The sequence below is a fragment of the Lacticaseibacillus parahuelsenbergensis genome (assembly GCF_030770265.1).
GTDB lineage: Bacteria > Bacillota > Bacilli > Lactobacillales > Lactobacillaceae > Lacticaseibacillus > Lacticaseibacillus casei.
The window spans coordinates 1338585-1360579 of sequence record NZ_CP132482.1; the positions used below are offsets into that span (position 1 = coordinate 1338585).

General features: G+C 48.3%; 20 protein-coding genes and 1 riboswitch. Of the genes, 18 read left to right on the forward strand and 2 right to left on the reverse strand.

The features are described from left to right. The first annotated feature begins 81 nt into the window (after positions 1-81). From clpB to LACPH_RS06320, 5 genes are all read left to right on the forward strand, one after another. Positions 82-2688 (forward strand): ATP-dependent chaperone ClpB, encoded by a 2607-nt coding sequence (clpB, locus tag LACPH_RS06300; protein ID WP_274784817.1) that lies wholly within the window; start codon positions 82-84, stop codon positions 2686-2688. Between the two features lie 180 nt (positions 2689-2868). Next, on the forward strand, positions 2869-3060 hold the full coding sequence (gene rpmF, locus LACPH_RS06305; RefSeq protein ID WP_005686472.1) for a 50S ribosomal protein L32: 192 nt from the start codon (positions 2869-2871) through the stop codon (positions 3058-3060). A 457-nt stretch (positions 3061-3517) separates the two neighbouring features. Then, positions 3518-4072: a DUF1836 domain-containing protein gene (locus LACPH_RS06310; RefSeq protein ID WP_274784818.1), complete on the forward strand. Its 555-nt coding sequence runs from the start codon at positions 3518-3520 to the stop codon at positions 4070-4072. Beyond that, entirely contained in the window at positions 4069-5622 is a 1554-nt protein-coding gene (locus LACPH_RS06315; RefSeq protein WP_274784819.1) for a bifunctional metallophosphatase/5'-nucleotidase, read from the forward strand. Before LACPH_RS06310 ends, LACPH_RS06315 begins: the two co-directional genes overlap by 4 nt. Before the next feature lie 91 nt (positions 5623-5713). Continuing rightward, the gene (locus LACPH_RS06320; RefSeq protein WP_049169770.1) at positions 5714-6574 is read left to right on the forward strand and encodes a hypothetical protein; all 861 of its coding nucleotides are present in this window, start codon (positions 5714-5716) and stop codon (positions 6572-6574) included. A 182-nt stretch (positions 6575-6756) separates the two neighbouring features. Here LACPH_RS06320 and LACPH_RS06325 read toward each other — a convergent pair whose 3' ends face one another. Further along, on the reverse strand, positions 6757-6951 hold the full coding sequence (locus LACPH_RS06325; protein ID WP_010488470.1) for a YjzD family protein: 195 nt from the start codon (positions 6949-6951) through the stop codon (positions 6757-6759). 95 nt (positions 6952-7046) lie between these two features. Here LACPH_RS06325 and dnaE point away from each other — a divergent pair, with 95 nt between their 5' ends. The 11 genes from dnaE (at position 7047) to LACPH_RS06380 (ending at position 19106) form a co-directional block, all read left to right on the forward strand. Beyond that, positions 7047-10343 carry a DNA polymerase III subunit alpha gene (gene dnaE / locus LACPH_RS06330; protein WP_274784820.1) on the forward strand — a complete coding sequence of 1099 codons (3297 nt, stop codon included), beginning with the start codon at positions 7047-7049 and terminating at the stop codon, positions 10341-10343. Positions 10344-10454: 111 nt separating this feature from the next. Continuing rightward, positions 10455-11414: a 6-phosphofructokinase gene (pfkA, locus tag LACPH_RS06335; protein ID WP_010488465.1), complete on the forward strand. Its 960-nt coding sequence runs from the start codon at positions 10455-10457 to the stop codon at positions 11412-11414. 59 nt (positions 11415-11473) lie between these two features. Continuing rightward, complete coding sequence (pyk, locus tag LACPH_RS06340; RefSeq protein ID WP_010488463.1) at positions 11474-13240, forward strand: pyruvate kinase; 1767 nt, start codon at positions 11474-11476, stop codon at positions 13238-13240. A gap of 225 nt (positions 13241-13465) precedes the next feature. Beyond that, on the forward strand, positions 13466-13927 hold the full coding sequence (locus tag LACPH_RS06345) for a DUF441 domain-containing protein (protein WP_010488461.1): 462 nt from the start codon (positions 13466-13468) through the stop codon (positions 13925-13927). Between the two features lie 41 nt (positions 13928-13968). Next, on the forward strand, positions 13969-14850 hold the full coding sequence (locus LACPH_RS06350) for a S1-like domain-containing RNA-binding protein (RefSeq protein WP_274784862.1): 882 nt from the start codon (positions 13969-13971) through the stop codon (positions 14848-14850). A gap of 4 nt (positions 14851-14854) precedes the next feature. Beyond that, a complete protein-coding gene (gene xerD, locus LACPH_RS06355; protein ID WP_274784821.1) occupies positions 14855-15736 on the forward strand; it encodes a site-specific tyrosine recombinase XerD in 882 nt (293 codons plus the stop codon). A gap of 65 nt (positions 15737-15801) precedes the next feature. Then, entirely contained in the window at positions 15802-16188 is a 387-nt protein-coding gene (locus LACPH_RS06360; RefSeq protein ID WP_010488456.1) for a riboflavin biosynthesis acetyltransferase RibT, read from the forward strand. Further along, complete coding sequence (locus LACPH_RS06365) at positions 16163-16888, forward strand: segregation and condensation protein A (RefSeq protein ID WP_274784822.1); 726 nt, start codon at positions 16163-16165, stop codon at positions 16886-16888. The genes LACPH_RS06360 and LACPH_RS06365 overlap by 26 nt, the downstream gene beginning before the upstream one ends. Continuing rightward, positions 16888-17505, forward strand: a complete 618-nt coding sequence (gene scpB / locus LACPH_RS06370) for an SMC-Scp complex subunit ScpB (protein ID WP_025012923.1) — start codon at positions 16888-16890, stop codon at positions 17503-17505. The genes LACPH_RS06365 and scpB overlap by 1 nt, the downstream gene beginning before the upstream one ends. Next, positions 17489-18235 (forward strand): pseudouridine synthase, encoded by a 747-nt coding sequence (locus LACPH_RS06375; RefSeq protein WP_274784823.1) that lies wholly within the window; start codon positions 17489-17491, stop codon positions 18233-18235. Before scpB ends, LACPH_RS06375 begins: the two co-directional genes overlap by 17 nt. Before the next feature lie 76 nt (positions 18236-18311). Beyond that, positions 18312-18430: riboswitch (FMN riboswitch) on the forward strand. 97 nt (positions 18431-18527) lie between these two features. Then, positions 18528-19106, forward strand: a complete 579-nt coding sequence (locus tag LACPH_RS06380; RefSeq protein ID WP_049169776.1) for an ECF transporter S component — start codon at positions 18528-18530, stop codon at positions 19104-19106. 171 nt (positions 19107-19277) lie between these two features. Here LACPH_RS06380 and LACPH_RS06385 read toward each other — a convergent pair whose 3' ends face one another. Next, positions 19278-19535 carry a ferredoxin gene (locus LACPH_RS06385; protein ID WP_274784824.1) on the reverse strand — a complete coding sequence of 86 codons (258 nt, stop codon included), beginning with the start codon at positions 19533-19535 and terminating at the stop codon, positions 19278-19280. Between the two features lie 82 nt (positions 19536-19617). On the opposite strand from LACPH_RS06385, the gene LACPH_RS06390 reads away from it, so the two are divergent. Together LACPH_RS06390 and LACPH_RS06395 are read left to right on the forward strand one after the other, a co-directional pair. Continuing rightward, on the forward strand, positions 19618-20598 hold the full coding sequence (locus LACPH_RS06390; RefSeq protein ID WP_274784825.1) for a helix-turn-helix domain-containing protein: 981 nt from the start codon (positions 19618-19620) through the stop codon (positions 20596-20598). Continuing rightward, positions 20585-21994 carry a RecQ family ATP-dependent DNA helicase gene (locus LACPH_RS06395; RefSeq protein WP_274784826.1) on the forward strand — a complete coding sequence of 470 codons (1410 nt, stop codon included), beginning with the start codon at positions 20585-20587 and terminating at the stop codon, positions 21992-21994. Before LACPH_RS06390 ends, LACPH_RS06395 begins: the two co-directional genes overlap by 14 nt. The last annotated feature ends 1 nt before the right edge of the window (position 21995 follow it).

A 21995-nucleotide genomic window follows, 5' to 3' on the forward strand; every position in this document is an offset into this window, starting at 1 on the left:
GTTTGACCTTTACTGACCAATATCGTAAAGTGGATTTGAAAACAATAAACAGTTAATGAACGGTTATGGAGGGATACGTGGATGAATCCAGATAATTTTACCCAAGCAGTTGCCGAGGCTTTAGGCGCTGCGCAGCAAATTGCCCAAGTGCGGCATCATCAAGAAATTGACATTCCGCATGTCATGAAAAGTCTGGTCCAACCTAATCAGTTGGCTGAGCAGATTTATCGGGAGGCCGGCGTGAATGTTCAAGGACTGAATGCAGCCATTGATGCGGCGCTTGAAGCTGAGCCAGTCGTGGAAGGCGCCAGTACTTATGGCCAGAGTATGTCCCATAACCTGGCACAATTACTGACAGACGCCAACACCGTTAAAGATGAATTCGGTGACACTTACATTTCAACCGAGGCACTGTTACTTGCGCTTTATCAGCAACGCTATAACACGATTACCCAGTACTTACTCAACGATGCTAAAGTCGATGCCAAGAAGTTGCGTCAGGTGATCGACAAGATCCGTGGCGGGGAAAAAGTGACCAGCAAGAATGCCGAAGCCAACTACAAGAGTCTGGAGAAATACGGTACTGACCTCGTCAAAGAGGCTCGTAGCGGAAAAATGGACCCGATCATCGGTAGGGATGAGGAAATCCGCGATGTGATCCGAATCCTGAGTCGTAAAACCAAGAACAATCCGGTTTTGATTGGCGAACCGGGGGTCGGGAAAACCGCGATCGTTGAGGGCTTGGCCCAACGGATTGTTAAAAACGATGTGCCGGACAATTTAAAAAATAAAACGATTATTTCCTTGGATATGGGCAGTCTGGTAGCAGGTGCCAAATACCGTGGGGAATTCGAAGAACGGTTAAAGTCGGTTTTGAAAGAAGTCAAAAAAAGTGAAGGTCAAATCATTCTTTTTATTGACGAAATTCATAACATTGTCGGTGCCGGTCGCGCTGAGGGTTCCATGGATGCTGGCAACTTGCTTAAGCCGATGCTGGCGCGTGGTGAGTTGCATCTGATCGGGGCTACAACGCTTGATGAGTATCGCGAAAACATTGAAAAAGACAAAGCCTTGGAGCGGCGTTTTCAGCGGGTTCTGGTACAGGAACCAAGCGTCGAAGACACGATCAGCATTCTGCGCGGCTTGAAGGAACGATTTGAAATTTTCCACAAGGTACGAATTCATGACTCGGCGCTCGTGGCAGCCGCAACCTTGTCGAACCGGTATATCACGGATCGGTTCTTACCAGATAAGGCGATCGATTTAGTCGACGAAGCGTGCGCAACGATCAATGTCGAAATGAACTCCCGCCCAACCGAACTGGACGTTGCTGAACGCAAACAGATGCAATTGGAAATCGAACAGCAGGCGTTGAAGAATGAAAGTGATCCGGCAAGTAAAAAACGTTTAGAGAACGCTGATGCTGAGTTGGCTAACTTGAAGGAAAAAACAAACAAGTTAAAGGCACAGTGGGAAGCAGAAAAGAAAGATATTCGGCAGCTCAACGAGAAAAAGTCGGCGATTGACAAGGCTAAGCATGAACTAGAAGATGCCCAAAGCCGTTATGATCTAGAAACCGCGGCCCGCCTACAACATGGCACGATCCCCCAACTTGAAAAAGAGTTGCAAGCTATGGAAAACAACGATCGACCCCAGTCCTGGTTAGTACAGGAAAGTGTGACTGAAAATGAAATTGCGGCAGTGATTTCTCGGGAAACCGGCATTCCAATTGCTAAGCTGGTTGAAGGCGATCGCCAAAAGTTGCTGCATCTGGCAGACAATTTGCACAAACGCGTTATTGGTCAGAATGAAGCAGTCACCGCAGTTTCCGATGCGGTTTTGCGCTCGCGTGCCGGGTTGCAAGATCCAAGCCGTCCGCTGGGCAGTTTCCTTTTCCTGGGGCCCACAGGTGTCGGGAAGACCGAACTTGCCAAAGCGTTGGCTGAGGATCTATTCGATTCGGAAAAGCACATGGTCCGCATTGATATGTCCGAATACATGGAAAAGGCGAGTGTTTCCCGGTTAGTCGGTGCCGCGCCGGGTTATGTCGGTTATGAACAAGGCGGGCAATTGACAGAAGCGGTCCGGCGTAATCCATATACGATTGTCTTGTTGGACGAAATCGAAAAGGCCAATCCGGATGTTTTCAATATCTTATTGCAAGTGTTAGATGACGGGCGCTTAACCGATGGACAAGGCCGGACGGTTGATTTTAAGAACACGATCATCATTATGACCTCGAATCTGGGTTCGGAATACCTTTTGGATGGCGTTCAAGCTGATGGCACCGTCAGTCAGCAGGCGAAGGATCAAGTGCGTCAACTGGTCAATAAGGCCTTCAAACCGGAATTCTTGAACCGAATTGATGACATTATCATGTTCCACCCGCTCTCACTGGATGATGTTAAACAAATTGCCGTTAAAGATTTGCATCAGTTGGGAACCCGGTTGGCCGATCAGCAGATCACTTTGGATATTACGCCAGAAGCACAGACCTGGCTGGCAGACAAGGGCTACGATCCGGCATTTGGCGCTCGGCCGCTGCAACGTTTGATTACCAGCGCCGTTGAAACACCATTGGCCAAAGAGCTCATTCGCGGCACCATCGAACCCGGTCAGGAAGTCGTGATCACTGTTGTCGACGATCAGTTGCAATTTAAAGCCAAGCAGGTCGCAGCCAAGGCGTAAGCTTGCAACAACTGAATTATTCTGTAAAGACCCTTGCCTTGACGCCGCTTTTCATGTATGATTAGCGTTGCTGTGACAGAACAAGTTTCTGTCCACGCGTGACGATGATCGGACTTGCATTTTGATCATCGACCGTATAAAGTAGTTTAGAAATCTTACTAAAAAAGGGGTTTTCCGCTCATGGCAGTTCCAGCACGCAGAACGTCAAAGACCAAGAAGCGTATGCGCCGCGGTCACATTAAGTTGAATGTGCCTAACTTGCAATTCGATGCAGCAACCGGCGAATACCGCGTTTCCCACCACGTTTCACCTAAGGGTTATTACAAGGGTGCACAAGTGGTCAAGAAGTCTGACGATAACGCAAATGCATAACAAAAAGCCAACACACATCATCGGTGTTGGCTTTTTTGTTGAGCGCGAACCGGCGCGGTTAGAAGCCGAAGCATAAGTGGCCTCGCACCTCAATGGCTGGTCTTTGGCCATTGAGGTGCGAGGTCCTTATGTGCAGGCTTCTGCGCAGGTGAGCGCGTTATAGAAAGCGAAAGTCGACTACACATTTGCCTACAATAGAACAGTGCTTCCCGTTAACGTTATTTTGGCCATTTAGGTGTGAGGTCCTTACACACAGGCTTCTGCGCCGGTGATCGCGTAACCAAACGCGAGAACCGAAAAAACACATGCATAGATAGCCCCCTATAAATAATCAGATCTTTAGAAATTAAATAAATACAGGACAAATAGCATAGTAGAAATTCAACTATTGAACCAGTGAACATTTGGTTATCAAAACTAACTGTCATGATATAATGTAGCTAAAACGAGGTGCAATATGGCTGATAACAAAAAATTTGCTGACTACCTGCGACAACTTCAAGAAGCACAGTTTCCGCGCTGGGCCGATTTACCCCAATTTGATCTTTACATGGATCAGGTTATTCAATATGTGAATGACATTGTATCACCGCTTGGTTTTGGTGAGATCACATCGACCATGGTGAACAACTATGTCAAAAAAGGGGTGATTAAGGCGCCAATCAAGAAAAAATACCATCCGGAACAATTGGCGAATATTTTAGTGATTGCCATGTTGAAACCGGTTTTTGCGTTGGACATGATTGCAAAGGGGATCCGTTTTGCCAAAGAAGATCGACCAGTCGCTCAAGCGTATGACACCTTTATCCTTACATTTGTCAGTGCCATTGAGCAGGCAAACTCAGATTTTAATGATGCCTTGACCATTAACCGGGTTAATAAACCAGACACCACGGCGACTCAGCATGCAGTGGTGACATTGGCGATTAATGCGGTTTTGCAAAAGCTCATGGTTGAAAAAATGCTGGAACTTGAAGAAGAACCGGCGCCGAAGGAAGGAAAAAAGGCATGAAACTCACGATATTGTCGACCAGCGATACCCATGGTTTTGTTCTGCCCACTAATTATGTTAAACGCCAGCAGGACCTGCCTTTCTCCTTTGCCAAAGCCAAAACGATTTTGGATGCGCAAAAAGCTGCTGCCCCAGGTCCGGTTTTGACGATTGAGAATGGCGATTGGCTGCAAGGCTCGCCATTAGCGTATTATGTCGCCAAGATTAGTCGCCAGCCGGAGCAGCTTACACAAATTTACAACGCGATTGGTTATGATGTCGGCATCATCGGCAACCATGAGTTTAATTATGGTGCCGACTATTTACGGCAAGCGCTGGCAACGCTGAATTATCCAACGTTGAATGCGAATATTACCCGTGATGGTAAACCCACTTTTGGTGCTCCTTATCAAATTTTTGAACGGGATGGGGTCAAAATTGCTGTTCTTGGCTTGACAACTTCCTATATTCCGCACTGGGAGGCACCTAAAAATATTGCCGGGCTTCAATTTCAGGATGTAATCGCAACGGCGAAGTATTATGTGCCGCGTTTACGGCAGCAGGCGGATGTTGTCATTGTGGCATATCACGGCGGTTTTGAACGGGATTTAAGAACGGGGCAGCCCACCGAGCGTTTAACCGGTGAAAATGTGGGTTATGCTTTGACTCAAATTCCAGGGATTGATGCGTTGATTACAGGGCATCAACACCGCCAATTAGCCGCGACCGTCAATGGGGTTCCGACCACGCAACCAGGTTATCGCGGCGAAGCAGTCGGTAAAATCACTTTAACCCTGACCCCAACTGCAACTGGCTATCAGGTAACAGATGGTAAAGCGGTTTTGGTTAAAGCCGGCGCATCGGCTGCCAGCGAAGCCATTGTGAACGCTGCTCAGCCGCTCAACCAAGTTGTTGAGACTTGGCTTGATCAACCGTTGGCAAAAGTCAAAGGGGACATGCGGATCCGGGATCCGTTTGCGTCGCGGGTGCATGAAACCCCTTATATCGAGTTTATTCAGCGAGTACAAATGGCCAGTACCGGCGCCGACATTTCCGGCACCGCCTTGTTTAATAACGAAGGCCGCGGTTTTGGCGCGACGATTACGATGCGCGATGTCGTGACCAATTATATTTACCCTAATACACTGGCTGTCTTGCGATTGACCGGTGCGGATCTTAAAGCTGCATTAGAACAATGTGCGACGTATTTTTCACTGACTGCTGATGGTCAATTGACTGTCACGCCACGATTCGAGCGGCCTAAACCGCAACATTACAACTATGATATGTATCAGGGCATCGATTATACGTTGGACATTCGCCAGCCAGTCGGTCAACGCGTGACCAAACTGACGTACCATGGGCAACCGGTGACAGCAGCGCAAACCTATGATGTTGCCGTCAACCAATACCGAGCAGCCGGTGGTGGTAATTTTGCTATGTTTGGACCGGAAAAGATCATTCGCGAAAATCAAAAAGATATGACCGAATTGATTGCTGATTATTTGAAAGTTCATCCGGATTTAGAAGCAGTGGCAGATCATAATTTCACCGTCTTGCCGTCAATGTGACACTGAGTCATATTTTGCTTGTCAAGTGCTCAGTGAACGCTTATGCTGATGGACGTCATTAATTGAGATCAAGTGAAGGGAATGTTCCGTCATGAAGTTTTGGAAATACGGTCTGATTGGTCTATTGGCATTATTGCTGGTAGGCTGCGGACAGCAATTAAGCACCACAAAAACAACTTACGGCCGTGATGGGCTAGTTGCAACGGTCAAGGGCAATGCCAGTGGCGTTAAACGCGTCAGTTACACCAGTGACGCTGGCAAAGGAAGCGTGCCGGTTAACAGTGGCACGTTTGTCATCGATGTACCGATCACCGATAAGGCACAGAAGGTTAACCTCAAGGCGGGTTCACTCAAAACTAATGTTACTGTTAAAGCAGGCAAGTCATTGGGGAATTACGCCGATATTGCAACTAAATTCAATCAGATGCTGGCAGTATCGAGTCTTTCAAAAGCTGATCAAGCTAAACTGAAACAAGGGCAGGCAGCAGCGGCTGCGCTCCAAAAAAATGCGGCTGGCATGACCCCTGCAGAAAAAATGGCAGCTGCACAACAGGCACAGGCACTTAAAACGCTGATGGCCCAGGCAACGGCCAATACAAAGGCAAATCAATTGCCAACAACGGCCAAAACTGGCATTCAGTCCATCTTAAAAACCGCTGATATCAATTATCGCGCGAGTGTTGCGCATGGCAAGGCAATGGGCTTTGCTGTTATTGTGCCGTTAGCGGTTCTCAAGGACAGCAAGAAGATGCAAGCCTTCGCAACTGATTTCGGGCTCCTCAGTACGGCGGTCGGTGCCAATGCCAAGACCGTTTTCTCGCACTTCAAGAAACTGACAAAAGACGCCAAATCTAAGAACAACGCTACAACGATTAGCACGATTAAGAGCAACGGTGTGCATTTTGATGTTGGCTATTCAACCACCGCTTTGTACCTTTACGTCACAAAGTAGTTCAACCAAAATCGTTGAATGGCTGGTTCCACGCGCACTGATCATGTAGTTTGGGGCCCAACTGAACAGCGAAATTTAGAGATCATGAAAATAGCACCTGAGGGCAGCCAATACGAAGGCCGTCTCCAGGTGCTTTTTTGGGATACTGATCTGTCAAGCGTGTTCAATTGGCACGTTGTAGTTTAATGTTCTGGTTTTCCTGCTGACTTGGCAAAGTGCTGCATAACCGGCGGGAAGAAAAATAAAATCACGATGAAAATAACACTAACGATCGCGCTTGTTTTAGGATCGTAACTGCTGCCGCTTAAGGCGCCGACCAGGAAGCCGACAACTTGGCCGAGGATCAGGCCCCAGACGATGGTAGGTAGATACCGCATGAAATCCCTCTTTTCTGTCGTCATCTTACCACGACTCTTGATGAAATCAACTGAAATTGTGACAATTTTCAGTATAATAGGGGTGAGGTGGCAAGATGACGTTTACCCAATTACAGGTTCATAGCAATTATACCCTATTACACAGCCCATTGGCACTGCCTGATTTGATTCAGGCAGCCAAAACAAGGGGTTACACGGCCATTGCCTTAACCGACACCAATGTGGTTTACGGTCTGGTCGAGTTTTATCGCCAGGCAAAAGCTGCAGGGCTAAAGCCGTTGCTAGGCATGCAGATTGATATTGACGATGCCCGCTTGTTAGTCATTGCCGAAAACAATACGGGCTATCACCAACTCTTGAAATTATCGACGCAAATCATGCTGGCGAAGACACCGGTTAAGTTTGCTGATTTATTACCGCTGACTGGGTTGGCCGCCATTGCGCTGCCGGATTCGCCATTTGCGGAGGCCGTTACGACGCATCACGATGAGCAGGCAATGGCGTTTTTAACGGCTTTAAAAGCCAAGCAGCCGGCGTCGGTTTATGTCGGTGTGGATGAGGCGCATCTTGACAGTGCTATTCCGGCGTTTATCGCAGCGCACCAGCTTGAACCGCTGGCATTGGGCAATGTTCTTTATCGTGACCCAACCGATGCCTTTACGCAAAAAGTCATGGTTGCCATTGATGAAGGCAGCCAATTAAACTTTCGTGATCCGGTTTTAACCGATGCCGGTGAAGCTTGGTTAAAACCGCCAACAGACGCTGCTGCACCGTTTGCAGCGGCTGGGCTACAGACAGCGGTGGATCATACCGCTGACATTGCCGCCCGTGCCGATGTCACCATTGACTTTAAACAGCCTCAGCTGCCGCATTACCAGACGCCGGATCAGATACCGTCGAAAGATTATTTGACCAAACTGGCTAAATCCGGTCTTGCCGCTCGTTTTCATGGCCAGCCGATTCCAGAAGCTTACCAGAAACGTTTGCAATATGAGCTGCATGTCATTATTGAAATGGGCTTTGCCGATTATTTTCTGGTGGTTTGGGATGTCATGAATTATGCGCACAAAGTGAACATCATGACTGGCGCCGGGCGCGGTTCGGCGGCTGGCTCGTTAGTGAGTTATGCGCTGGCCATCACCGAAGTCGATCCGATTGAATATAATCTGCTGTTCGAACGATTTTTGAATCCGGCACGGGCGCAGATGCCGGATATTGATCTGGATATTCCAGACAACCGCCGCGGCGAGTTAATTCAGTATGTGCACGACAAGTATGGCGAGAATCACATGGCTCAGATCATTACTTTTGGAACATTCGGGGCCAAGCAGGCGATTCGTGATGTTGCGCGGGTATTTGGTTTAAGTCAGTTTGAAAGTAACACATGGAGTAAGGCAATCCCTAATTTGTTTCACATTGATTTGAAGACAGCTTATGAGCAAAGCCAGCCGCTCAAGAATTTGGTTGCCGACTCACCCAAAAATCGGATGCTGTTTCAAACCGCGCTAGCCTTAGAAGGGCTGCCGCGGCATTACTCTACGCATGCGGCGGGTATCGTGCTGTCAGAAGAGCCACTAACTGATACTGTGGCGCTGCAGCCCAGTGGTGACGGACTTGAACAAACTCAGGTTCCCAAGGATGACGTTGAAGCGTTGGGCTTGTTGAAAATGGATTTTCTGGGACTGAAGAACCTTAATATTTTGGCCGCTGCCAGCCATTTTGTGGCACGGGATACCGGCAAGCCGTTTGATCCCAAGACCATTCCGCTGGATGACAAACCGACGCTAAACTTGTTTGCGCGAGGCGACACCAATGGGGTTTTCCAGTTCGAGTCTTCCGGCATTAAAAATGTTTTGCGAAAATTGCACCCGACTGCATTTGAAGACGTCGTTGCGGTTAATGCCTTGTATCGGCCCGGGCCAATGGAAAATATCGATACTTTCATTGCTCGCAAAAACGGCCAGGAGCCGATTGCCTACCCAGATCCGGCGCTGACCGAAATCCTCAAGCCGACCTATGGCGTGCTCGTTTATCAGGAGCAGGTCATGCAGGTTGCCAACGTTATGGGCGGCTTCAGTCTTGGCGAAGCGGACTTGTTACGACGAGCGATGAGCAAGAAAAAGTCCGCAGTACTGGCAGCCGAACAGGACAAGTTTATCGAAGGCGCCGTTAAACAGGGATTCCCTGAAGAAACGGCCAAAACCGTTTACGCCTACATTGATCGGTTTGCAAATTATGGCTTCAACCGTTCACATGCTGTTGCGTATAGCAAGGTTGCCTTTTGGCTGGCTTATTTAAAAGTTCATTATCCGGCAGCGCTTTTTGCTGCCTTGATGAATGCCAGTATGAACAATCTGCCAAAACTGCGCACCTACGTTCAAGAAGCCAAGGCCCGGAAAGTCGGTTTGCTAGGCCCTGATATTAATGCCAGCAATGGCGGTTTTAAATTAAGCCAAGGAAAAATTCGTTTTGGCCTGTTGTCCGTCAAAGGGATGCGCCGCGACTTTAGCGAAGCCATTTTTACCGCCCGTCAAAATGGCCCGTTTAAAAACTTACGCGATCTTTTACAACGATTGGATCCCAAGTGGCTAAAAGCTGACAACTTTAAATCATTGATTCTTGCCGGGGCATTTGATACGTTTGATGCGAATCGGGCGCAAACGCTAGCCAATCTGGACGAGTTGATTAATTCTGTTAAATTGGCAGGCAACGACGTCGGGCTCTTTTCGATGTTGGCGCCTAAAACAATCAAAGTGCCGGAAATGTCCGCTAGTGAGCGGCTTGAAGCCGAAGCGGAGGTTCTTGGGGTTTATCTATCCGGACATCCGGTTGATAAATATGCGCCGTTGAAAACCCAATATACCTTGGTGAGCGTCAGCGATCTGGAGGAAGGGCAGACGGTGAACATTTTGCTGCTGGTGCGGCATATCAAACGAATTCGGACGAAAACAGGTAAACCGATGGCCTTTGTGGACGGCCAGGATGCAACCGGCAATGTGTCACTGACAGTTTTTCCGAACCTGTATCCGACGATCGAAGACTTAACCACGGATATGGTGGTATTCGTGAACGGGCGCGTGGAAAAGCGTCATGATGATTTGCAGCTGGTGGTAAATCGGATTCAGGATGCACAACCGTTATTAGCTAGCCTGCCAAGTGCCGAATTATTCATTCGGCTGGACGCGAAGGATACAGCTTTGCGAACCGATTTACTGAAAAAATTGCAAGCCGCTCATGGAACAACACCTGTTATCACTGTGGACACTGCCACTCGTGAAAGTATTTTGTTAGACAAGCGGTACTGGGTCAAGGCTGATACAACATTGGTGGAAGCCTTGAAGTCACAGTTCGGCGCCAACAATGTTGTCCTAAGAACGCGTCAGGAGTCCTAGAGAAAATTGTAAAATGTTCTCATTTTCAAGGACTTTGTTTCAGAAAAGTGGTAAACTCAATGAGTATTTGTGGTAGGACATATCGCAAAAGAATATGCATGAGGTGAAATAATGAAACGCATTGGTATTTTGACCAGTGGCGGCGATGCACCAGGCATGAACGCTGCGGTCCGGGCTGTTGCTCGCAAGGCGATGCATGAAGGCCTTGAAGTATACGGCATCAATTATGGCTTTGCCGGATTAGTTGCTGGCGATATTTTTAAAATGAGCGAGTCAACTGTCGGCGATAAGATTCAGCGTGGCGGGACCATGCTGTACTCGGCCCGCTATCCGCAATTTGCTCAAGAAGAAGGCCAGTTGCGCGGGGTTGAACAGCTAAACAAGTTCGGGATTGAAGCATTAGTTGTCATTGGCGGCGATGGTTCTTATCACGGAGCTTTGGCATTAACCCGCCACGGTTTCAATACGATCGGCTTGCCGGGGACGATTGATAACGATATTCCGTACACCGACTTTACGATTGGTTTTGATACTGCGGTCAATACCGTGGTTGAAGCGGTTGACCGGTTGCGTGATACCGCGGCTTCCCATGAACGTACCTTTGTTGTCGAAGTCATGGGTCGTGAGGCCGGTGACATCGCACTTTGGTCCGGTGTAGCCGGTGGCGCTGAAGATGTCATCATTCCGGAACATGACTTTGATGTTAAAAAGATTGCATCGAAGTTGCAGAGTTCCCGTGAACGCGGTCAGAAGCACGCGGTTATTTTGCTGGCTGAAGGCGTGATGCATGCCGATCAGTTTGCCAAAGAATTGGCAGCTTACGGCGACTTCCAGTTACGTGCAACGGTTCTGGGCCACATTGTCCGGGGCGGTGCACCATCCGCTCGTGATCGCGTATTGGCTTCACAAATGGGTGCTTACGCCGTTGAACTTTTGCTGGACGGCAAGGGTGCGTTGGCAGTCGGTATTGAAAACAACAAGATCACGGCGCATGACGTCCGGACCTTGTTTGATGCTAAGCACCACGCTGAACTTTCGCTCTACACCTTGGCGGAAGAGTTAACATTTTAATTTCTGTAAACAAACGACATTAACGTCTGTTTAAATAATTGCAAGGAGCGATTTCACTTATGAAAAAAACCAAGATCGTCAGCACACTTGGACCTGCTAGTAACACCACTGACATCATCGTTAAGTTGATCGAAGCGGGCGCCAACGTTTTCCGTTTCAACTTTTCCCATGGTGATCACGAAGAGCACTTGGCACGGATGAAGATGGTTCACGAGGCTGAAAAGATCACGGGCAAGACCGTTGGTATCATGCTTGATACGAAAGGTGCCGAAATTCGGACCACGCTTGAGGATACCCCTGATGGCACGATCGAATTCCACACGGGTGATAAAGTTCGCATCTCCATGGATGCCAGTTTGAAGGGTACTAAGGAAAAGGTTGCTGTTACTTATCCTGGTCTTTACGATGACACGCATGTTGGCGGCCACGTTTTGTTCGATGATGGCTTGATCGACATGAAGATCACCGAAAAAGACGAGAAGAACCGCGAGCTTGTCACTGTTGTTCAAAACGACGGTGTTCTTGGCGGTAAGAAAGGTGTCAATGCTCCAGGCGTTGCCATCAATTTACCTGGTATCACTGAAAAAGACTCCAATGATATTCGTTTCGGTTTGGATCACGGGATCAACTTCATTGCTGCATCCTTTGTTCGTAAGCCTCAGGATGTTTTGGACATTCGTGAACTCCTTGAAGAAAAGAACGCGCTTAATGTTCAGATCTTCCCTAAGATTGAATCTCAAGAAGGTATCGACAATATCGATGACATCTTGAAGGTTTCTGACGGTTTGATGGTTGCTCGTGGCGACATGGGTGTTGAAATTCCATTTGAACATGTTCCGATCGTTCAAAAGCGGTTGATCAAGAAGTGCAATGCTTTGGGCAAGCCGGTTATTACCGCTACTCAAATGCTTGACTCCATGCAGGAAAACCCTCGTCCTACCCGTGCGGAAGTAAACGACGTTGCGAACGCTGTTTTTGATGGTACGGATGCAACGATGCTTTCCGGTGAATCTGCTAATGGTGATTATCCGGTTGAATCTGTTGCTGCAATGGCCCGGATCGACGAATATACCGAAGCAGCGATGATGGATCAAGATGCATTTGCCTTGAAGGAATACAGCAACAAGAACATTACCGAAGCTGTTGGCCAAAGTGTTGCACACACGGCTCGTAACCTCGGCGTCAAGACCATTGTTGCTGCAACCCAATCCGGTTACACTGCACGGATGATTTCCAAGTATCGTCCGAAGGCTGACATTCTTGCCATTACCTTCAACGAGAAGACCCAACGTGGTTTGATGGTTAACTGGGGTGTTTACCCAATCATTGCCGACAAGCCTGCTAACACCGATGCCATGTTCGACTTGGCAACCAAGAAGGCTCAAGACCTTGGCTTTGCTAAGGAAGGCGATCTGATTCTGATCACTGCCGGTGTTCCTGTTGGTGAATCTGGCACAACCAACGTTATGAAGGTTCAGCTTATCGGCTCCAAGCTGGTTCAAGGCTCAGGTGTCGGTGACGAATCCACGATTGGTAAAGCGGTCATTGCAAGCAATGCGCAAGAAGCTGCTGCTAAGATGCAAAAGGGTGACATTCTGGTTGTTAAGACGACCGATAAAGATTACCTGCCAGCAATCGAAAAAGCGGCTGCCTTGGTTGTTGAAACTGGCGGCTTGACTAGTCACGCTGCTGTTGTCGGCATTGCCATGGGCATTCCGGTTGTTGTTGGTGCTGAAAATGCTACCAGCGTTATCTCTGACGGCCAGATCATTACCGTTGATTCTCGTCGGGGGATTGTTTATAAAGGTGCTACCAACGCCCTTTAATCCGGACAATCAATTTAACATTGGTTTTCAGAAACTCCTGAGGAAACTCGGGAGTTTTTTGATGGCTGAAATGAGTTCTCATTTTAGCAATTAACTGCTAGCAAAAATGACTGGGGACTCGTCAGCGATGATCGGGTAGCTTATAATGAAGAGCAGTATGAATTGATGAGATGAATAGCAGGCAGCCGATGATCCTGATCGGCAAATGATTGGAGGAGCGCATCTGTGGAAAGTTGGTTATTTTTACTGGCCATTTTGATCATTGCGTTAGTCGGCAAAAATAAGAGCCTCGTGATCGGCGTTGCTGTCGTGATGGTGCTAAAATTACTGCCGCAAACGCAGCATTTGATGAAATTGTTGCAGAGTCAAGGCATTAACTGGGGTGTCACCGTTATCTCAGCTGCGATTATGGTGCCGATTGCGACTGGTGAAATCGGCTTGAAAGAGTTACTGCACGTGATCAAAAGTCCGGCTGGCTGGATTGCCATTGGCTGCGGCGTTTTAGTGGCAGTGTTGTCTGCCAAGGGTGTCGGTCTGCTAGCCATGAGTCCGGAAATGACAGTTGCTTTGGTTTTTGGCACGATTTTAGGGGTTGTGTTCTTAAAAGGCATCGCTGCCGGTCCGGTGATTGCTAGTGGTATTACTTATGTTATTTTGACAGCGTTCAACATACTGCCTGGACGGTAAGGCAAGTCGGATCCAGCTAAAAGGGAGACATGATCATTAAAATGAAATTCAATGGCCAAATCGTCACCGCACACGTGACGGATCACAATGAAAAAGAAGTATTTGCTCAGTACGATGGCGTTACCTTGGCAACCGATCGGCAGGAATTAGCAGCTTTGCCTGAGATCGGCAGTGAACTTGAAGGTTTTGCTTATGAGAACAAACATGGTGAAGCCCGGTTAACAACTAAATTACCTAAGGTGGGCCGCGATCACTACGCATTCGCACCGGTTGTCGAAGTACGCCGCGATTTAGGGGTCTTTGTTGATATCGGCTTACCTGATAAAGATATCGTGGTGAGTGAGGATCAACTGCCTGAGCTCAATCGACTTTGGCCTCAACGCGGAGATCAGCTGATGATTGCTTTGACAACCGATAAAAAAGACCGGTTGTGGGGCAATCTCGCCGACGAAACGATTATTCGGGCAGTGGCCAATCGTGCCAAACCTGACCAAATGAATGCTGATGTGACCGCAACGGCTTATCGCCTGAAAATGGCGGGTACGCGGGTATTGACAGATGACTTTTACCTTGGCTTTATTCATCCAAGTCAACGTGATGTCGAGCCGCGACTGGGTCAGGTGTTGCATGCCCGCGTGATTGGTGTCAGCGATCAAGGCGAACTGAATCTATCGTTGAAGCCACGGGCATACCAGGCGATTGGCGACGATGCGGCGATGATTTTGGCGGTGTTGCAACATGATCCTGCTGGCAAGATCGCCTATACTGACAAGAGCGATCCAGATGCGATTAAACAGGTTTTTGGCATTAGCAAAGGCGCGTTTAAGCGGGCATTAGGTCACTTATTGAAAGCCGGATTGATTAAAGAAGAAGCAGGTTATACGATTTTGTTAAAGACAAACGGTAACGCATCTCAGGAGTAAGAATATGCACGGGTTGATTGCAGATTTTATTCATTATTTAGATGTTGAGCGAGGCTTGGCGTCCACGACGCAAATAAGCTATCAACAGGACTTAATGAGCTTTCAGGCGTGGCTGACCTCGCAAAAACGGACCACCTTTCCGGAAGACTTTGTTGTTATTCAGGCATTTTTGAAAAAACAAAACGATACGAAAGCGCCTGCGTCGGTCAGTCGCATGATTTCGGCGCTGCGGAAATTTTACCGATTTTTGCTGCGGGAAGGGGCCGTTAAAACCGACCCGATGACCAAAATCGATACCCCCAAAAAAGCGCAACATTTACCGGCAACGTTGTCAGGCCCAGAAATCGACGCGCTTATGGCCAAACCGGATATTACGAAACCACTTGGCCTGCGTGATCGCGCCATTTTTGAATTGATGTATGCGACCGGGTTGCGCGTGTCGGAACTCATCGGGCTACGCATGGATCAACTGCATTTAGCCATGAACTTGTTGCAGGTGACTGGGAAGGGTGACAAGGAGCGGCTCGTGCCAATCAGTCCTCAGGCAACGGATTGGGTCAACCGTTATTTGCGTGATGCGCGGCCACGGTTGATTAAGCAGCATCAACCTAAAGCTGTTTTCGTCAATTTTCATGGACATGCGCTCACCCGGCAGGCAATTTGGAAGAATTTAAAGGCCTATATTGCCAGTGTCGGCATTCAAAAAGATGTCACCCCGCATACGCTGCGACACAGTTTTGCAACCCGACTGCTTGAAAACGGGGCGGATTTACGGGTTGTTCAGGAATTACTGGGACATAGCGACATTAGTACGACGCAGATTTACACGCATCTTAGTAATCAGCATTTGGTTGCGGTCTACCATAAAACGCATCCGCGCGGTTAGGGAGTACGTTGCTCCAACGCGGTTTGTATGATAGAGTGTTACGAGAGTATTTCTTGGAGGCAAATATGCTGGTTAAATACAAAAACGACTACGAAAAGATCGCCATGGGACTTTTGTCTTTTATTCCCGATCTCAAAGATGTCGGACACTTGAAGACCGAACTTAAGATGTACACCGAAGACGATTCGCATGCGCTGTATTTGTATAAGCAGGGGCATGATTTTGTCGGTGTGATCGGTATCGAGTTAAGTGATGATTTTGTTTTGGTGCGGCATTTGAGCTTTTCACCGAATTTCCGTGATCAGGCGACGGCGTTTGCTGCGCTGACAGAGTTGACGAAGCTTTTCCCTGATAAGAAACTGATGGGTGCTTTAGAGCATGCGTCATTGATAGCTGCCTTTAACAAGTTTCGAAAAGAGGATGACCATGGCACTGACACTCGTGCTGAATGATTTCTCCGGACCGCTGGATTTGTTGTGGCATTTGATTCGGACAAACGAAGTGGATATTTACGATATTCCGATCGCCGAGATTACCACCCAGTACCTTGACTACCTGCACCAGATGCAGGATCTGGCGCTGGATGTAGCCGGCGATTATTTTGTCATGGCCGCTAATTTAATGGTTTTAAAAAGTCGGCTTTTGTTGCCGCAACCGGAACCGGAAACCACTGAACCAGAGGAGCCAACCGATCCGCGGGCAGATTTAGTGGCCCAACTGTTGACTTATCAGGTTTACCAAGAAGCAGCCAAAGATTTAAAGCACCGGGAAGCTAAACGGGCACAATCCTTTGCCAAGCCGACGACATTACCAGACGAGAAAATGGCTGTGCCGCTCGCTCCGGGCACCGTCAAATTGATTGACCTGCAGGCAGCGATGTCCCGGGTGATGAAGGCGCAACAGGCGGCCCGCCAGACGATTGCCCATATTGAAACCGAGCCGGTGTCGGTCGAAAAACGCATTGGAGAAGTTCTGAAGACGTTACAAAAAGACGGCCAGTGTCTTTTTGCTGATTTATTGGCGGTTCATTCGGTTGAGCAAGTGGTTACGACCTTTTTGGCTTTGTTGGAACTGATGAAAAGTGATCAGGTGATTTGCGAACAAGATGCGCCGTTTGATCCGATCACGGTGACGCTGAAGGAGGCCGCTTAATGGAGCCGGTATTAGAAGCTATTCTGTATACAGCAGGTGAAAGCGGCGTGACCCTAGGCGAACTTGCCGGGATTTTGGAAATCAGCGAAAGTGCGATGCGCCAACAGCTAGAGGCATATCAGCAAAAGCTGGCCGCCGACGAGCAGCGCGGCTTACAGGTTCAACAATTTGCTGACCGCTACTACTTATTAACCAAACCGGCCTTTGCCGCTGCTATCAAAAAGTATTTTGCCGGTCCGCCTGCTGCTGGTTTGTCACAGGCAGCGCTGGAAGTTTTAGCCATCATTGCTTATCAGCAACCGATTACGCGAATCGAAATTGACGAAATTCGGGGCGTTCAAAGTTCCGGTGCGCTGACAACATTAGCATCCCGGCAATTGATTAAAGAAGCCGGCCGTAAAGAAGCGCCGGGACGGCCGATTCTGTATGCGACCACCCAGTTTTTTCTTGATTACTTTGGCCTCAATCGGTTGGCTGATCTGCCGCCATTGGCCGATGCACCTGAAGATACCGGTGAAGTCGATCTTTTTACAGCATTTCGTGATGATGGTCAGTCCCAACAGGCTGAAGACGATAAGAAAATGGAGCAAAACCAACAAGATGACAACCAAAATTGAACGATTGCAAAAAGTCATTGCCAATGCCGGCATCGCCTCACGCCGTCATGCAGAGACGCTCATTGCCTCGGGACGTGTGAAAGTCAATGGCCAAGTGACCACTGAAATGGGCATTAAAGTCGGTCCGCATGATGACGTTGAAGTAGATGGTGTTCCAATTGGCAAAGAAGCTAAACGGTATTTTCTGTTTTATAAACCGCGTGGTGTGATTAGCGCAGTCGAGGACAACAAAGGCCGGAAAGTCGTGACTGATTATTTTGAAGATATTCGCGAACGGCTTTATCCGGTTGGCCGCCTAGACTATGACACCAGCGGTTTGTTAGTGATGACTAATGATGGCGAGTTAGCCAACCACCTCATGCATCCGCGCTATGCACTCGAGAAAAAGTATGTCGCCAAAGTGGAAGGCATTCCGAATCGACCTGCCTTAGCGCCGCTTAAAGCCGGGGTGGTCATTGACGGTAAGATGACGGCACCAGCAAAATTCGAGATTCTGTCGACAGATAAGGCAAAGAAAACAGCGATTGTGGCGCTCACCATTCATCAAGGCATGAATCATCAGGTGAAGAAGATGTTTAAAGCGGTTGGTTTCCCAGTGATCAAGCTGTCCCGTGAAGCTTATGGCAACCTGACACTTGCCGGTTTACAGCCGGGAGAACACCGTGAGATTAAACCGCAGGAGTTGCATGACTTACGGCAACTTACGGGTGATCAGGACGAAAAACATTAAGTTGTTAACGTTTTCAAGGCAAGTGCTTGAATTTAAGCCGCACCTCTGATAAAGTATGTTTGTAATTAAATAATTGGTTCGTCTTCAGGGCAGGGTGTAATTCCCGACCGGCGGTATAGTCCGCGACCCGCGTTTGCGGTGGAACCGGTGTGAATCCGGTACCGATAGTGATAGTCTAGATGGAAGAAGATGGGGCTTTTTTGAATCTGCATTCAATCGAGACCTATTCCCCCCTGAAGGAGGAATAGGTCTTTTTAAGTTCCGGAAGACGGCCTCATGGAGGTTATGTATTATGGCAAGTCGTTCTAAAGTTCATCGTTTGGTGGGTATCGCACTTTTGGCAGCGATCGGTTACGTGTTGATGATGTTCTCGTTTCCGATTATTCCGGCGTTTCCATTCTTGAAGTTGGATTTATCTGACTTGGTTGTGTTGCTAGGAGGGCTGCTTTATGGACCGGTTGGCGGCATCAGTGTTGCCTTTATCCGGAGTCTGGTCCATTTTGCCTTGACCGGAGGCGGCGTTGTGAACCTCATCGGCGATTTGGCCGCCTTTATTGCCAGTGTTGGATTCTTACTGCCGGTGGTTTATACCATCCGCGGCAAACACAGTTTATGGCGCCAAGTTGAAGGTCTGGTTTTAGGTACTTTAAGTCTTACTTTGGTGATGAGCATTCTGAACTGGCTGGTCATCACGCCGATGTACATGGCGGTCTTCAATTTCAACTTAGGCATGTCGCTAACCCGTTATGTGCTGATTGGCGTTGTGCCATTCAATCTGATTAAGGGTGTCGTGATTTCAGTCGCCTTCTTTGCGATTGCGAAGGCACTGGCACCTTGGCTTGCCCGTCAAGAAATGCAGATGAGCCACTAATTGATTCGTTGAGGATTTTTGGAACCTTTAGCAACTGCACGTTTGTAAACAAAAACTTCCGTCAATTTGGCGGAAGTTTTTGTTTGCGCGACTGGCTACAGGCAGGCATCATTTGAAAACGGCGTAATGTATGAATACAGCGTTAATCGATGTATGAGAGAGACAGCTGACTTATTCTACCTTGGTTGGCGTATAAGGATCGGCGGCAAACGGATGGTCGCTGCGTTTGATTGCATGCGTCGGGCACCGTTTATACGCTAAACGAAAATGAATCGTTGCCTGATCATCAAGCGCTTTTGTGCCGGTATTGCGATCAGGCTTATAATAGGCGATGCCTGCCTGATCGTAGTCAAATAAGTCTGGCGCCAGCATCTGACATAAACCACACGCGATACATTCAGGTCGTTCCACTCTGCCATATAAAGCCATTATCATATTCGCCTTCAATCTTTTGTCATGATTTCAACTACCTGTCATTGTACAATAATAACCGTAAAAAGAGGTGCTCATTTTGTTGCCGGACTTGGTGATTCAATTTTTTAATACCCAACCACGCCGCGAACGGTCGGTGTTTGGCCTGCTGACAGGCAAACAAACGATTTCTATCCTCTATGCGGCTTTGAGTCATCATCAGTTGCAGTGGCTTCATCTTTATCCGGGACTGTCAAAAGAAGCGTTTTTGGCTGCCGTGACGAGGTTAAAAACACAAAAGTATTTGGCTACGACGGAAACCGGGCTGGTGCTAACGGAAACCGGTCAAAAGCGTCAGACACAAGCAGCTCAGAGGGTGTCACTACCTACTTACTACCAACCGTGGATGCGCGTTGACAAGTTCGCACCGCGCTTCTTTTTAGCGATTCAGGTTTTATCTGAGGCCAGTTATCATTCACAAGCTTACCGCCCGATCAGTACTGATTGGGCAATCCAACAAGCTGTGAAACGTTGGTATCGGCAAACGAGTATCCAGACTGCGGTTGATGAATTAACTGATCTTTTCGAGCGGTTACCAGAGTCACTCGCTGATGAGCTTGCTGCTAACCTAATCGGGCATGGCTACGCGGGTCAGCACCAACCGGCAACATTACAGGCACATTTTGCCAATGTGAATGCGTTAGCTGCATTGGTCCAGGAAATTGCTGCGAACAAGAGTCAATGGTATGCCTTGTGGGGTGGGCCGCAAGATTTAGTGACGCGTCCAGCTCAAGCCACCTTAAAGCAAGTTCGGTCAGGCGTTGATTTGGCGACAGTTGCCGCACAAAGTCATCGCAAAATGAGTACTGTCAAAGAACATTTGCTATTAGCTGCGATCATGGGCCAAGATATTCCGATAGCTAAACTGATTCCGCCAGCGGTGCATCATGCCTTGGATCAGGTGGATCAATGGCAGGATCATCAGGCGTTACTGGCGATGATTCCGGACAGTGAGTTTTTCCAAATTCGTTTGTTTCAGATTTTTAAACTGCAAGGGAGATGGCCGCGTGCCGCAACTTGAAACTTTATTGGCCGACCATTTCGGCTTTGAACATTTTCGGCCCGGACAAAAAGCAATTATTCAGGCAGTCTTAGCAGGGCAGGATACTTTGGGGATCCTGCCAACCGGTAGCGGTAAGTCACTTTGTTATCAGTTGCCAACGATCATCAAAGCAAAGCCAACGTTGATTATCGAGCCTTTAATTGCTTTGATGCACGATCAGGTGGGCCGGTTGCAGGCGGCGGGTGAGAAACGGGTCTTGGCTTTGTCGGGACAAATTGCCCCAAATGTGTTTCCTGAAGTTTTGCAAAACTTGAGCCAGTATCGTTATCTTTTCATTTCTCCGGAAATGTTGCAGCGTAAGGATGTGTTGGCGGCACTCAAGCAACTTGATTTGGGCTTGTTTGTGGTTGATGAGGCGCATTGTATTTCTCAATGGGGCCCGGATTTTCGCCCGGCCTATTTACAGTTGGGACAAGTCCGAAGCCAATTACACGTTGATGCCGTTTTGGCGCTCACGGCAACCGCTCCTGAACGGGTTCGCACGGATATTTTGACGCAATTGGGCATGCAAAAACCAGTCACCATTGCCGGTTCGGTTGATCGCCCGAATATTTTTCTCGGGGTTGATGTCTGTCCCAATGAGAAAGCAAAGCAGCAGGAGCTTCAACATATTATGGCAGCAAACATTGGGTCAACGATTGTGTACTGTCCGACCCGAGCAGCATCTGAGAACCTGGCCGGCGAATTGCAAAAAGCCGGAACTGCAGCCGCCTTTTATCATGCCGGATTGGACCAGCATCAGCGTGATTTGATTCAGCGGCAGTTTCAATCCGATCAGCTTCAGGTGATTTGCGCCACAAGTGCTTTTGGCATGGGCATCGATAAGGCAAATGTCCGCCTTGTCGTTCATTTGTATGTACCCGAATCACTTGAAGCGTATTACCAGGCAATCGGTCGCGCTGGGCGTGATGGGGCGCCTAGTTTAGCGGCGATGGTGGTGACTCAGGATGACTTGAAACGCAGTCAGGCGCTGGCAGGAATGCTGCCTGACCAAACGATGATTCAGACTATTTTTGCCCACCCGGAGATTTATCGCAATTTTGATGACCCGCAAGTCAGCTTGATTGAAGCGTATATTACGGCCGGCTTTTCGCTGCTTCAAACGCAGCAGCAACTTGAGAAGCGAATGACGGAAAAACAGAATAGTTTTGCGGCGATGGCAGCTTTTGTCAACGCATCCGGTTGTCGACGGGCGTTATTACTTAAGCACTTTGATTCACCGGTTCCGGCACATGGCTCATTTTGCTGCGGCCCAGTGACGTCGGACGTCTTACAAACTTTTGTCACAGAAAAAAGACATCAGACAACCCAGCCGACACACTGGCAAGCCGTTTTTAGGCAAATCTTTAGATAAG